We start from the raw sequence: 13,619 nt of genomic DNA, 5'->3' as shown, positions 1-13,619 counted from the left end.
CTGGTTATTGTTTTAGCTTTAAGCCAGTGAGAAGTTTTTACTGGGTTTATTGTAATTTTTGTGCGCCTTTTGCAACACTATTTAGCGGGGTTAAAAGGGAGTTTATTAAAATCAACGAGTTACGTTGTCTCTATTTGGCGACACATTGTTTTGTAGTGCTGGCTGTTAATCGTATTAAATATAATTGCTGGTTCAGCTAGTGTATAAGGTAAGCACTTAATAATAGAACGCTTAACTTAAAAGGACTAAACGAAATGCCAGCAACCATAGCTAAAAAATACCAAGCAATGCTTAACTGGCGGCCTAATTTAATTGGGCAATTTGCAATGAGTATGCTGCTTTCGTTACTGCCGCTTTCTATAGTGGTGATCGTATTTTTAAATGCGCTTAATAAGCAATTAGCGGTTACTCAAAGTATTGTGAGTAGCAACTACCAAGTTACCAAATCGTTTAACACTTTAAAGCAAGAACTCAACAGCCTTGAACGCGCCACTAGACAAAACTGGGTATTAAAAAGTGAATCGCTTGATAAGCTCATTGTCGATAAATGGCAATCATCCCTACAAAGCATTGATGAACTCAAATTTGTAAACACGAATAAAGAGTATATCAACCAATGGCAACGCTTATATACCACCTTACAAACCGCGCATGTAAAACTCGTTGAGCAAAAACAACAACAAGCTGAGCTATTTGTGCCAGTGAGCGATTTAATTGCTGAACTTACTTTATGGTTACGTGATAAAAACGAAGCGCAAATTACCAATAACCAAAAAGAGCTTACAAGCCTGCAAGCGTCATTTATAAATTGGCTGGTGGCACTTATTCCACTGACTTTAATTGTTGGGGGAGGTTTTTTATGGCGCATAAGTGGGCGGCTAAAAGGGTTAACTACGGTTATTGATAAGCTTGGGCAGGGGCATTGGCAGCAAAAAATATCTGTGAAAGGTTCAGCTGAGCTTGTTGAGCTAGGAGAAAAGCTCCAATGGGTACAAGAACAGCTTCATATGCTTGAGCAGCAAAAAGATACTTTTTTACGCCATGTAACTCATGAGCTAAAAACGCCGCTTGCTTCAATGGTCGAAGGCACTGACTTATTAACTGATGAAATAGTAGGTCCAATTACCGCTGAGCAAAAAGCAGTGCTTGAGCTTATTAGCCAATCTATGGTGCGCCTTCGTACAATGATTGACAGCTTGCTGAGTTATAATGCTATTCGCACCAGTAAAGATAGCCTAAGCGAAGTTGAATTTAGTCTTCTTATTAATAAAATTAATAGCCATTTTGAGCATCGCTTAACTGCGCGTCAGCAAGCTCTGCAGTGGCAAAATACTTTACCTAACAAACCGCTTGCTTTACCTAGTGAGCTTATTGAGATGATTTTAATTCAGCTTATTTCAAATGGCTTAAAATTTTCAGAAGATAAGCAAAGCGTTACTATTAATTTAGCGCTTGAGCAAAACCAGCTTTGTATCGTTGTACTTGATAAAGGGTGCGGTATTAAAGAGCAAGAAAAAACTCAAATTTTCAGCGCATTTTATCAAGGTAAACACAGTAAAAATGTTACGCTGCAAGGCAGTGGGCTGGGTTTAACTATTGTAAAAGAGTCTGTTGAACAGCTAAGAGGTACACTTAGTGTTGAGCATAACGAGCCACATGGTTGCCGGTTTTCAATTAAAATTCCCATAACAAAAAATCTAGGAGTTAATTAACATGCGCTTGCGTTTAATCGCTATTTTATGTGTGCTCAGTAGCAGCATGGTTATATCAGGTTGTGAAATTAATAATGGGCAAGAAGAGCGTGTGTCAATTACACCTGCACCTGTGGTCGATACAAAAAAAACGACCGACAAAAACAGTAACCCTAGTCCAAAACCTAGACCAAAAATTGAACCAAGCTATCCTCCTGCAGAGCAAGTTATTGCATGGCACGCTAATCAGTGTGGCGGGTTTAAATTGGTACCTAGCAAAAATGTTTTTACAGGCGAAAACGAGCTTAAACGCTTTTTTAAATTTATGTGCTTAAACATAAATAATGATCCAAATACGGTAATGACTCAGTTGCTAAAGCTCGATCTTGCTTACTTTTGGCCTGATGACATAAAGCAATATTTATGGCTTCAAAAGCAGCAAGTAACTATGCAAATAAATGCTAAAAAAGAGCAGCAAGCACTTAATAATAAAATGCAAGAAACCCTCTCATCGTTAGCAACGATTGAGCAGCAACTTTTACTACGAGAAGAAACGAAGGAGCAGTAACTATGGCCGCAACTAAAGTACAAGGTGCAAAAGTATTACTCGTAGACGACGACGCTAGCTTATTAAAACTGCTCGCTATTCGTATTGAATCAAAAGGATACGAAGTAACAACCTGCGAAAGCGGCTTAACCGCACTACAAATACTTAAAAGCCAAGTGTTTGACGCCGTAATAACCGACTTACGCATGGATGAAATGGATGGTATGGCACTGCATCGTCAGCTGCAAAGCCGCTACCCTGCATTACCTGTCATTATGATGACAGCGCACGGCTCAATTCCTGATGCAGTAGAGGCAACTAAGCAGGGCATTTTTGCATTCATAACTAAACCAGTGGATAAAGATGAGCTATTTGACAGCCTTGCAAAAGCGATAGAAATTCATGGTGTTAACGCCGATGAAGCTGCACCTAAAAGTAATATAGTTACGCGCAGTGGTGCAATGCTGCACTTGTTAGAGCAAGTAAAACTACTTGGGCCAACGCAAGTTAATGTACTTATTTCGGGGGCTAGTGGTACTGGTAAAGAATTACTCGCACAGGCGATTCACCAGCATAGCCATGTAAGCGGTGGCCCTTTTGTTGCAATTAACTGCGGCGCTGTACCAGGGGAGCTTTTAGAGTCCGAATTATTTGGTCATAAAAAAGGCTCGTTTACGGGTGCAATTAAAGATCACCAAGGTTTGTTTCAACAAGCACAGGGTGGCACGTTATTTTTAGACGAAATTGGCGATATGCCGCTTAACTTACAGGTTAAGTTACTGCGCGTATTACAAGAAAAAACAATTCGCCCAGTAGGTTTTCAAGAAGAGGTAGCAATTGATGTACGCATAGTGTCGGCAACACATAAAAATCTTCCTGAAGCTATTTTAAACCAGCAATTTAGAGAAGATTTATACTATCGCTTAAACGTAGTTAATTTAAAATTACCGCCACTGTGTGAGCGCCGCGAAGATATAAGCTTATTAGCACAGCACTTTAGTGCAAGCATTGCTAAGCGCATGAACCAAACTGAAAAACACTTTGCAAGCGATGCTATGCATGCGCTTGTACGTTACGACTGGCCAGGTAATATCCGCCAATTACAAAACGTAGTAGAGCAGGTTGTAGCATTAACGCCAAGCGATGTTATTTCAGAGCATTTAGTGTTAGCTGCGCTAAATAGTAACGAAACAAACGTAGAACCATTATCACTAAACGACGCTAAAAAAGAGTTTGAGCGCGACTATGTAATTAACACTTTAAAAATGGCAGGTGGTAACGTAGCTGAAGGCGCTAAGCTTGCCAAGCGCAATCGCTCAGATTTTTATAAGTTGATTAAAAAGCATAATATTGATGTTGATAATTTAGGTTAAGGAAAAGCATGCAGTTATTTATGGTGTATTTAGGTGGCCGGATTCAAGGTTGCCATATTGAAATGCATGATATTCGTTTTGTAGTAGGGGAGAATATAGAGCAAACCTACTCAAAGTTAAAAAGCCAGTGGGTAGGAGACAGAAGTAGTGTTCACATGGATAGCTACATGGCAATTAATCATATTGATGGCTTTAAAGTAGAAGTTGTTGATAGCTATGTGGAGCAAAATAAACAACTCTATTTTGTAAATTTAGGCGCTTACAGAAGTGATTCCATGGCTGAGCAACATGACTTTGCACTGTATGTTGCAAGCAGTAGCCATGAAGCTAAAGAGCGCGCTAAAAACGATTTGCTCGCAGGGCTTAGTCATATTCATAAAGATGATTTACATGATGTGGACGATTGCTTTGCCATTGATTTACTCGACAGCCAGCTAAACATTAAGCTCACGCCCAGCGGTATATCGCAGCCGATAAAGCCAGACTGGTTTGGCTATCACATACTTTAAATTATAATAAGTAGCTAAAACAGAGTAGGATTAAGAGTCCTGCTCGTTTTGCTCATCTTTTTCGCTTTTAGCCGCCATTTTAAACGCCACAATAACCAACCCAAACATAGCAAACGGCAGTGCTGCCAACATGTATTCAACCACATTACTGTCTTGAAAATTTGCTTGTAGTAAAAAGTGACCCGCCACACACATTAAAATAACCACTAATAAAATGGGTAGTAACATGAGTTCTTTTTTTGATGAATGGTTTTTCATTAATTGTGAGGCTATAGCTAAAAATAATGCGCCATTGTAATGAGCTTACTTAAGCTTGGCAAATACCGCAGAATTTTTTAATTAATGATATGATTAGCGTCAAATAATTGGGCAAGTGTTATTGGGAATAAAGTGAAAAGTAACTTAAAACAAGTTTACCTCGTTGGCGGTGCAGTGCGCGACAAACTGCTAAATATAAAATCAAAAGATAACGACTATGTAGTGATTGGGGAAACACCAAAAACGATGGAATCGCTTGGTTTTGTGCCAATAGGTAGTGACTTTCCGGTTTACTTACACCCAAAAACAAAAGAAGAATATGCACTAGGGCGCACAGAGCGTAAAAGTGGCAAAGGCTATACAGGCTTTGTGGTTGATGCCAGCCCAACCGTTACGCTAGAAGAAGATTTAGCAAGGCGTGATTTGACCATAAATTCAATGGCGCTTGATGAACACGGTAATATTATTGACCCGTTTAATGGCCAAACTGACTTACAAAATAAAACACTGCGCCACACCACTGAGGCATTTGTAGAAGACCCTGTTCGAGTACTGCGTATTGCCCGTTTTTTAGCGCGCTATGGCAGTGATTGGCGTATTCACCCAAGTACCTATGCATTAATGCGCGAGCTTAAAAATAAAGGTGAGCTAAATCATTTAGTATCTGAGCGCGTGTGGCTTGAAACTGAAAAAGCACTGGGTGAAAAGCACCCTGAGCTTTATTTTGAAGCACTGCAAGGTTTAGGTATTTTTCCAGAACTTGAGCGCATGGTTAATGTACCGCAACCGGCAAACCATCATCCTGAAGGGGATGTATTTGTTCATACTATGTTGGTACTTAGGCGTGCAGCTGATTTAAATTTTAACTTAGAAGCACGTTTTGCTGCACTTACCCATGATTTTGGTAAAGCGCTTAGTTTTAAAAAGCATGGAAACCTACGTGGGCACGAACGCGAAGGTGTTGCAGTTATTGAGGCGTTTTGTGAGCGCTTAAAAGTGCCTAACCGTTTTCGTGATGTTGGCGTACTCACCAGTGATAATCACACCCTTTGCCATACAATTGATCAGTTAAGGCCGCAAACCATTCACAAGCTAATAGTGACTAACTTAAATGCGTTGGTACACCCAGAACGTTTTATAGCGTTTACCCAAGCATGCCAATGTGATGCACAAGGGCGTGGTGAAACACTGGTCGATAAGCCATACCCGCAAGCAGCTAAGCTGCGAGCAATTCATACTGAACTGCAAAAAATGGATAAGAAACAAGTAGTGCAAGATGCACTTAAAAATGGCAAAAAAGGCCCTGAAATAGGCGAAGAAGTAAAACTTGCAGAAATAAACTGCATTAAAGCATTTTTAGAACATGAGAAGTCCCAAGCGTAATAAAATTAGACTAAGTAGTGCGATACACCTTGGTTTTTAGTCGCGTCGTGCTTTCTTAGCTCTTTGTAATTGGTGTTTTTTGGTTTTACCTCTTCGGACTTGGGCTTTTTAGAGGGCCTGTATAAGTCAAAAATAAAGTCTAGTTCTTCACGCTCTAGTGATGGTTTCATGAGTATTCCTTCAATTTAATACTTTAATATGATGTAGGGTATGGTCATTCGACTGAATAAAAAGTGAATAGTTACATTTGAAGTTGTACTAAATTGTAACCGGCAGCTTTTAAGGGATGAGAGGGGTTATTTGTTAATTTATATAGAGTTAAGATAAATTAAAGTAACTCTTTTTAACTAAAAATATACAGCTTAATTTATTACGTACTTACTATTTGCATATAATGCTGTGGCTATAAATATAACGGTACAAATATAACGGTACAAATATAACGGTATAAATACAGCCCTAACCATTAGCTAACGGCAGTGTTACGGTAAACACTACACCATTACCTTGCTCGTTGTTTTGCGCGGTTACACTGCCTTTATGGTAATCGCACACCAGCCTTACAATATAAAGCCCTAACCCCAAATGTGGCTGTTGCTGCATTTGCTGGCTACGTACCGACACCATAGAGTCAAAAATATGCTCAGTGAGTCCTTCAGGTAAAGCAGGACCAGTATTACTCACTGTTAATGTTGCTTTATTTTCGCTCTGCTTAAGGCTTACATTAATAGCCGTATTGGCTTTGCTGAACTCCAGCGCGTTACTAATAAGTTTATCAAGCAGCTGGGCTATAAACTCCGGTGCACCTTGCATAGGTAATTTGCTTTGGCATACATCAAGCGTAAATAACTGGTTTGGGTAAGTAAGCTGGTAGCCTTGCATGCAACCATTTATTACTTTTTGTAAATCAAAAGGCTCAGACTCGTTGCTTTGAATACTCTGCTCAAGGCGGGTGGCTTCGCTCATGGTGGTTATTATTTTACCTAAGCGTTCAACGCCTTCACTGGCGCGGTCGAGGTATTTTTGACTCAGCTCGTTTTGTGGCAAGCTTTGCAAGTTTTCGAGTGATGAGCGCACTACGGCAACTGGCGTGCGCAGCTCGTGGGATAACCGTGACGACATATTTTCTAAGTAATCGGTATAGCCACCAAGTCGGCTTACAATATTTGAAAAACTACGAGACAGATCCCCAATTTCATCGTTAGCATCGCTGTAATTAATACTGCCGGTAACACGCCCTTGTGCATCAATTGCTTGCTCAGCGGTATCGCGCAGCCGCCTAATTCGGTTCGATATACGTGAGGCAAAAAAGAACAAGGTGACAGTACCAATTAGCATCACAGCTAAAATAACGTTAAAGAGTTTTTCGAGCGATTTGTTACGCAGCGTACGTACGCCGTTTGTGGTTTCCTCTGCTATTACCGCGCCAATTACTTGGTCTTGAATCCAAATAGGGTAAGCGGCCGATAAAATAACGGCTTTACTGTCGGGTGTTAATCGCCAAGACGATGCAGGTTGTCCTTTTAATGCTTTCGCTAAATGTGTGCCCTGCATAGAAGCTACATCGTGCAGGGTATCTAAAAACTCATTTTCGGGGCGCGTTAATATTTTATAGTAAATTGGGTGTAAGTAATTTTGCTCAAAGCGCTGCCACCAAGTTTCAGGTGCTTTGTTAGCAAGTCCATCAGCCCATACGCCATCTGCATTTTGAATAGTACCCGATTGCGCAAGTACACGATGATGGTTATCAACCACCCAAATGCGGCTACCACTGTGGCCCATACCTTTTAAAATACGGCTAATTTCTGGGGAAGGGACTAATACCGAGCCTAAATCGTTTGGGTTATTTAAGTTTGAGGTCGACATTATTTTAGGCTCTAGCAATGCCTCTTTACTATCAATGTCAACAATAGCAAAGCCAAGTTTGTTGCCCAGCATGCTAATAGGAAAGCGCAGCTCTACGTTATAACCTGATTCGGTACTTTCAAAATAGCCCTGAATTTTTGTAAAAGGGGCTTTGGTATTTGCATCAAACGCATTAACCCAGCCATCTTGGCGTGGCGCAATTATATAGGTATTAAATTGGCCGTCAGGTGTTTTTAAGCCAATTTGTAAATAATCGTTATTGGTAATGCTTAAACTATTTTTAGCGCGATAAATAAGGGTATTGTCGGTGACTTTAAATGCGGCGTATAAGTAGTTATCAAACTTGCCAACCATATGATCAAACGATAAGTCACTGGCTTGATGTTTGTTATCTGTTTTTTGTAAGTAGCGCTTGTCGTAATGCCAAAATAGCGGTTGATAGCTGTCCCAATCGTTAAGTTTACCGTCGAGCTGAATAGGGTTTTTAAGATTATAAGCGTATAAATCACGACCTTTTACAACTTGGTCTAAAAAGTTGGTTTGCTCGTCAAATAATGCAGGGCGCTCATGTAATGCAGTAGCAAGTGCACGAGTGGTGCCTACGAGGGTTTTTTCTTGGCCTTGGCGTAAAAACTTTTCCATTTCCCATACGTACTCGTAGCCAAGCCACGGTAGCAAAAACAAAAAACATGAAAGTAATATAAATTTACTGCGTAGACCAAATCGTAGCATTAGTATTGTTCCCACCTGTAGCCCATGCCATACACGGTATCTATGCAATCAAAGGAGCTGTCGAGTGCTATAAATTTTTTACGAATACGCTTTACGTGTGAAGTAATAGTGCTGTCGTCTACATAAATTTTTGCATCGCTCATTAAATCGTTACGGCTTTTAACATGGCCTGGTCGCTGGGCGAGTGAATGCAGCATCCAAAACTCGGTTACGGTTAAATCAACTAATTGTTGCTGCCAAAATACCTGCATACGTTGTGTGTCGAGCGTTAACTGCCCGCGTGTTATGAGTGCATTCGCATCAGCAGGTTGTTCAAGAGCTTCCATGCGGCGAAATAGCGCACCAATACGCGCAGCCAAGTGAGCCAAGCTTATGTCTTTTGTTAGGTAGTCGTCGGCGCCCATGCGTAGGCCGCATACGGTATCTATTTCGCTATCGCGGGCGGTTAAAAAAATAATAGGCAGCGTTTTAGAAAGCGAACGCAATGTTTGGCACAGTAAAAAACCACCATCTATTTCATGGCCTAAGCCAATATCAACAATGGCTAAATCGGGCAGGGCATTTTTAAATGCAGCTTCAGCGCTGGCGCGATTTTCAAAGCCACTGACTTGGTAGCCCTGTGCGCTCAGCATTTCTATGTAGTTTTCGCGGATTGCGGGTTCATCTTCAACGATGGCTATTTTTTTCATCTTAATCATTATCCTATCGGCTCTGTTGTGCACTATATCGAAGTTTTTAAGCTAAGTACGCTTAAAAAGGCAATTGCCATTTTTTTGCCACAATTGCTCAGCAGTTTGCCATTTTTGATCCCCTTTGCTGCCACTTGAGCTTGTTTTAATACACCCATCAAAACAAAACATCACAAATTAAAAAGTAAGTTTAAGGATCACGTCATGAAGAAGACATTAATTGCATTAACACTCGTTGCTAGTTTTTGTACTCCAGCAATTGCCTCAACATCTAACACGCCATCAAAAGAAGCCCATAAAGAAACGGCTATTGGACTAGGTGCAGGCGCTATTATTGGCGGCGTAGTGGGCGGGCCAATAGGTGCGTTTATTGGGGCATTTGCCGGTGGTTTAATAGGCGATTCAAAAGTAGCTGATAACAAAATTGCAGAGCAAGAGCGTGCAATTAAGGTTATGAAAGAAAAGACCAGCGATTACCAACACGTGCTTAACCACAACAATATGTTAGAGAAGCAGTTAGAAGTACTTGCCAATCAAAATGAGCAGTTAACTCAAGTTCAAATTAATAACTTATTGGCGATGACGGTGCAATTTAAAACAGGTTCAAGTGTTATTGCCCCGCATTTTGCGCTGCAGTTAGACCAACTGGTTACCTTGTTAAACAACCAACCACAACTCGCACTTGATTTAAGTGGCTTTGCCGATCAGCGCGGCGATGAGCAAGCCAACCTTTTACTTTCTAAAGCGCGTGTAATTGCCGTGCAAAGCTATTTAATAAAGCACGGTGTGAGCCACAAACGTTTAAGCACGCAGGCATTTGGCGAGCAGCAAACATTGGCTAACAGCAACACGGTGGAAGATAACTTTTTTGATAGACGCGTAACGCTTACCACTCGCTCAATGAATCCAGTAAATGGCCAAACGGCGAGTAACTAAATCTAACTGAATCTAAGTAAAAAAAAGCGTTCGATGGAGTGATTTTATGTTGAGTAAACCGACCAAAATGCTTACTAAAGTAAGCATTTTTATATTCATAGCGATTGTGCTGTTAGCGAGCTTCAAAAGCCATGCGCAATCACCCAAGTTAGAGCTTTTTGATAGCAATGGTGCGCCAGCAGGCCCAGCAATAATATTAAAAAGCGACGCCAATATGACCTTAACTGGCCTGATTAATCATGTTGTAGTCACGCAAACCTATCAAAACGAAAACCCGTTTGCGGTTAATGCGCGCTACGTTTTTCCATTGCCTGATGAAAGCGCCGTACATGCCATGACTATGCGTATAGGTGAGCGAGTCATTAAAGGCCAAATTGATAAAAAGGTAGAGGCCGAAAAAAAATACGAGGAGGCTAAAAAAGCAGGTAAGCAAGCGGCCCTTGTACGCCAGCAACGCGCCAATATGTTTATTACGAATGTGGCAAATATTGGCCCTGGTGAGCAAGTAATTATTGAGCTTGAGTATCAAGAAATAATTGATTACAGCAGCGGCACATTTGCTATTAGATTTCCTACTACCATTACACCGCGTTATCACGCGATTAGTGGTGAGGTTGAGGTGAGTACTCAGAACCAAACGCACGTTAACTCACTCCCAACGGGATGGTTAAGCCCTGTTTACAGTATTAAAAGCAGTAATCAAAATGATAACGTACCAAGCAGCCAATTTAGCTTAAACATAGATATAGACGTAGGCTTAGAGCTGGTGGATATCAATTCTAAATTTCACAATGTTGATGTGCTAAACACCGCGTTTGGACAATATAAAATAGCGTTAAATGAGACAAATGCAGTTAATCGCGACTTTGTACTTGAGTTTAAACCGCTGCAAAAAGAGCAAGCTCAAGCCGCATTTTTTACTCAGCAGTTTGAAAATGGTGACCGATACGGGCTTGCTATGCTAATGCCACCAGGGGATCACTTTACACAAACTCAACGCTTACCTCGCGAAATGGTATTTGTAGTTGATACGTCAGGCTCTATGCACGGGCAATCTATGGAGCAAGCTAAAAAAGCGTTGTTTTATGCACTTTCATTACTTGATAGCGACGACAGCTTTAACATTATTGGTTTTGACAACATAGTGACTCCAATGAGCGATAAACCACTTATAGCCAGTGACTTTAATTTACGCCGTGCAGAGCGATTTATTTATAGCCTAGAGGCCGACGGCGGCACTGAAATACAAGGTGCGCTTAATGCCGTACTTGATGGCAGCGAGTTTGATGGTTTTGTACGCCAAGTTGTATTTTTAACTGATGGCAGCGTAAGTAATGAAGATGCATTATTTAAAAATATTCAAGGTAAGTTAGGCGATAGCCGCTTATTTACAGTGGGTATTGGCAGCGCACCGAATAGCTTTTTTATGCGCCGAGCGGCAGATATAGGCAAAGGCTCATTTACCTTTATAGGCAGCACAAGCGAGGTGCAACCTAAAATGCAGCAGTTGTTTGATAAGCTTGCACATCCGGCTATTACTAATTTTGGGCTAAGCGATGAAAGCGGTAACAGCTTAGATTTTTGGCCGTCACCACTACCTGATTTATATTTTGGCGAGCCTATCATGGTCGCTATAAAACTTAATAATGCTAAAAATTTGGTACTTGCTGGGCAAACAGCACAAGGTCCTTTAAGTATTAAATTAAGTACACAAAATAGCTCAAACGCTCAAGGTATTGCAAAACTATGGGCGCGCCAAAAAATCAAGTCATTACTTTTATACAACGAGCAAAGTGTAGTTAAAGATGAAGTACAGGAGCTTGCGCTTACTCATCAATTACTTAGCCCGTTTACTGCTTTTATAGCGATTGAACAAACTCAAATAAAAGAAGTGGCAGAGCAAACGGCGCAAGCTACTAATGCAGTACCACAAGGTATGGCAATGCGTTTACCGCAAACCGATGGGCAAAGCAGGTTAAATATATTACTAGGCTGTATTTTATTATTAGGATTTGGCGCCCTTAAAATAAACCGATCATTTAAATTAAGCAGGGCACGTAAATGAAAAAGTGGCTAAGCGCGGGTTTACTAATAGCTGGGCTTGGATTATTTGGTCACGGTGCTTATATGCAGGCAAAAGCATGGCTTGCTCAAGTATTAATTGAGCAAGCATGGCAAGAGGCGCTTAAATCACCCGGCACTAAAGTAAAGCCGTGGTATTACGCCGACAGCTACGTGACTGCAAAGCTTGATTGGCCAAGTCATAATAAAACATTAAGTGTATTGGCTGGAGCGAGTGGTCGTAATTTAGCGTTTGCGCCTAGCCAATTTTTACCTGCAGGGGAGCTGGGCGGAAAAGAATTTGGAAACGAAAAAGGCGCGCTAATAGCTGGGCATAACGACACCCACTTTGCATTTTTACAAAACGCCAAAGTGGGAGAGGCGTTTACTTTGCAGCTGCAAAGTGGGGTGATTCAAAATTATAAGATAACGGGGATTGAGGTTATTCATCAATCCCAAAACTCATTTTTACAAACACCTGGGCTGTATTTGCTTACCTGTTACCCTTTTGATTCGCTTGCCTCGGGTACTGATTTAAGATTGCTTGTATCTGCGCAAATGTCTTCGCCTGATTCACTAAGCGGTATATCAACCACGAGTTCTTGATGGCGCTGGCTTACCATTACGCCAATAAATACCACAAATATGCTCAGCCATTGCCAAACGTTGAGCACTTCGCCCAAAATAATAGCTGACAAAATAAGTGTAAAAATAGGAATTAAATTAGAGTACGCAGCAGCGGTTAATACCGATACCTTGCTAATTGCATAGTTGTACATGCCATAGCCGCCAAGGGTTACACACGAGCCTAAATACAAAATGCTCATGAGCGCAGTTAAGTCGTGTTGATTTTCGCTTGGTAGGTCGATAAAAAATAAAAACGGCGCAAAAAACAAGCTGCCGCTAATACCTTGCAACGCAATTAAAGTCAGGGGCGAGTAGCGATTAGCTAAATGTTTAATACTTACGGTATAAAATGCAGCGCACACCATAGCCATAAGCTCTAAAAAGTTACCTAGTAACGGATTAGGTGCTTGGTCGGTACTTGGTGAAAGAAGCGTAAGTAAAATACTGCCGCCTATACACAGCGTAAAACCGACAACAATGGCTTTGCTTATATGCTCTTTAAGTAATACAAAGGCAAGCAACGCAATAATAATAGGCAAGCAAGAGACAATGACACCGGCCTGCGAGGCTGATGTGTATTCCATTGCATGGCCTTCAAATAAAAAGTATAAGCAAGGCTCAGCAAGCGACATACCCACTAAATACTTCCAGTCACCTTTTAAGTACTCAAACCGAATAACGTAGCGCCATAAACAAAGCGACAAAACTAACGTGGTGAGCATGCGTAAAAATATCACCAATGCAGGGTCGTAAATAGCAATGGCGTATTTGAGCGCAATAAAAGAGCTGCCCCATAAAAAGGTGGCAATAATTAAACATAAACTGGCAGGCATAGAGAGTAATTTACTTAATTTAATAAAATCAGATCCTAGCATGAAAATTTTTAACTTGTTCAAAAATACCGAGCTGGTATAAATTAATTCATCTTTAATTAATCAATAGTAAAA

At 40.8% G+C, this 13,619-nt stretch carries 13 protein-coding genes; 8 read left to right on the top strand and 5 right to left on the bottom strand.

Going from position 1 to position 13,619, the window contains the following annotated elements; translation table 11 throughout:
* The first annotated feature begins 254 nt into the window (after positions 1 to 254).
* From H5090_RS11185 to H5090_RS11170, 4 genes are read left to right on the top strand one after another with little or no spacing between them, the layout of a single operon-like run.
* The gene (locus tag H5090_RS11185) at positions 255 to 1,712 is read left to right on the top strand and encodes a sensor histidine kinase KdpD (protein WP_182695730.1); all 1,458 of its coding nucleotides are present in this window, start codon (positions 255 to 257) and stop codon (positions 1,710 to 1,712) included.
* A 1-nt stretch (position 1,713) separates the two neighbouring features.
* A complete protein-coding gene (locus tag H5090_RS11180; protein WP_182672836.1) occupies positions 1,714 to 2,259 on the top strand; it encodes a hypothetical protein in 546 nt (181 codons plus the stop codon).
* Between the two features lie 2 nt (positions 2,260 to 2,261).
* Positions 2,262 to 3,611: a sigma 54-interacting transcriptional regulator gene (locus tag H5090_RS11175; RefSeq protein ID WP_182692549.1), complete on the top strand. Its 1,350-nt coding sequence runs from the start codon at positions 2,262 to 2,264 to the stop codon at positions 3,609 to 3,611.
* Between the two features lie 8 nt (positions 3,612 to 3,619).
* The gene (locus tag H5090_RS11170; RefSeq protein ID WP_002961636.1) at positions 3,620 to 4,120 is read left to right on the top strand and encodes a DUF1543 domain-containing protein; all 501 of its coding nucleotides are present in this window, start codon (positions 3,620 to 3,622) and stop codon (positions 4,118 to 4,120) included.
* 30 nt (positions 4,121 to 4,150) lie between these two features.
* Here H5090_RS11170 and H5090_RS11165 read toward each other — a convergent pair whose 3' ends face one another.
* Entirely contained in the window at positions 4,151 to 4,378 is a 228-nt protein-coding gene (locus H5090_RS11165; RefSeq protein ID WP_007581571.1) for a hypothetical protein, read from the bottom strand.
* Positions 4,379 to 4,510: 132 nt separating this feature from the next.
* Here H5090_RS11165 and H5090_RS11160 point away from each other — a divergent pair, with 132 nt between their 5' ends.
* On the top strand, positions 4,511 to 5,761 hold the full coding sequence (locus tag H5090_RS11160) for a multifunctional CCA addition/repair protein (protein WP_024597602.1): 1,251 nt from the start codon (positions 4,511 to 4,513) through the stop codon (positions 5,759 to 5,761).
* 5 nt (positions 5,762 to 5,766) lie between these two features.
* Here the strand turns inward: H5090_RS11160 and H5090_RS11155 are convergent, their stop codons facing one another.
* The 3 genes from H5090_RS11155 to pdsR form a co-directional block, all read right to left on the bottom strand.
* Positions 5,767 to 5,931, bottom strand: a complete 165-nt coding sequence (locus tag H5090_RS11155; protein ID WP_182196201.1) for a hypothetical protein — start codon at positions 5,929 to 5,931, stop codon at positions 5,767 to 5,769.
* Between the two features lie 289 nt (positions 5,932 to 6,220).
* Positions 6,221 to 8,359: a proteobacterial dedicated sortase system histidine kinase gene (gene pdsS, locus H5090_RS11150; protein ID WP_182695729.1), complete on the bottom strand. Its 2,139-nt coding sequence runs from the start codon at positions 8,357 to 8,359 to the stop codon at positions 6,221 to 6,223.
* Positions 8,359 to 9,048, bottom strand: coding sequence for a proteobacterial dedicated sortase system response regulator (gene pdsR, locus H5090_RS11145; RefSeq protein WP_182695728.1), 690 nt, complete (start codon positions 9,046 to 9,048; stop codon positions 8,359 to 8,361). The genes pdsS and pdsR overlap by 1 nt, the downstream gene beginning before the upstream one ends.
* Before the next feature lie 204 nt (positions 9,049 to 9,252).
* Between pdsR and pdsO the strand changes: the two genes are divergently transcribed.
* The 3 genes from pdsO to H5090_RS11130 are packed head-to-tail and all read left to right on the top strand — an operon-like array spanning position 9,253 to position 12,651.
* Positions 9,253 to 9,984, top strand: a complete 732-nt coding sequence (gene pdsO, locus H5090_RS11140) for a sortase-associated OmpA-like protein PdsO (protein WP_182695727.1) — start codon at positions 9,253 to 9,255, stop codon at positions 9,982 to 9,984.
* Between the two features lie 46 nt (positions 9,985 to 10,030).
* On the top strand, positions 10,031 to 12,049 hold the full coding sequence (locus tag H5090_RS11135) for a marine proteobacterial sortase target protein (RefSeq protein ID WP_182695726.1): 2,019 nt from the start codon (positions 10,031 to 10,033) through the stop codon (positions 12,047 to 12,049).
* Positions 12,046 to 12,651: a class GN sortase gene (locus H5090_RS11130; protein ID WP_182695725.1), complete on the top strand. Its 606-nt coding sequence runs from the start codon at positions 12,046 to 12,048 to the stop codon at positions 12,649 to 12,651. The genes H5090_RS11135 and H5090_RS11130 overlap by 4 nt, the downstream gene beginning before the upstream one ends.
* Here the strand turns inward: H5090_RS11130 and H5090_RS11125 are convergent.
* Complete coding sequence (locus tag H5090_RS11125; protein WP_024597327.1) at positions 12,546 to 13,505, bottom strand: DMT family transporter; 960 nt, start codon at positions 13,503 to 13,505, stop codon at positions 12,546 to 12,548. The two genes, H5090_RS11130 and H5090_RS11125, sit on opposite strands and share 106 nt — an antisense overlap.
* Positions 13,506 to 13,619 lie beyond the last annotated feature (114 nt).

This window comes from Pseudoalteromonas sp. SR43-5 (genome assembly GCF_014163835.1).
GTDB lineage: Bacteria > Pseudomonadota > Gammaproteobacteria > Enterobacterales > Alteromonadaceae > Pseudoalteromonas > Pseudoalteromonas distincta.
The sequence above is the reverse complement of the archived record's forward strand: the minus strand, read 5'-3'. Positions and strand labels throughout refer to the sequence as shown.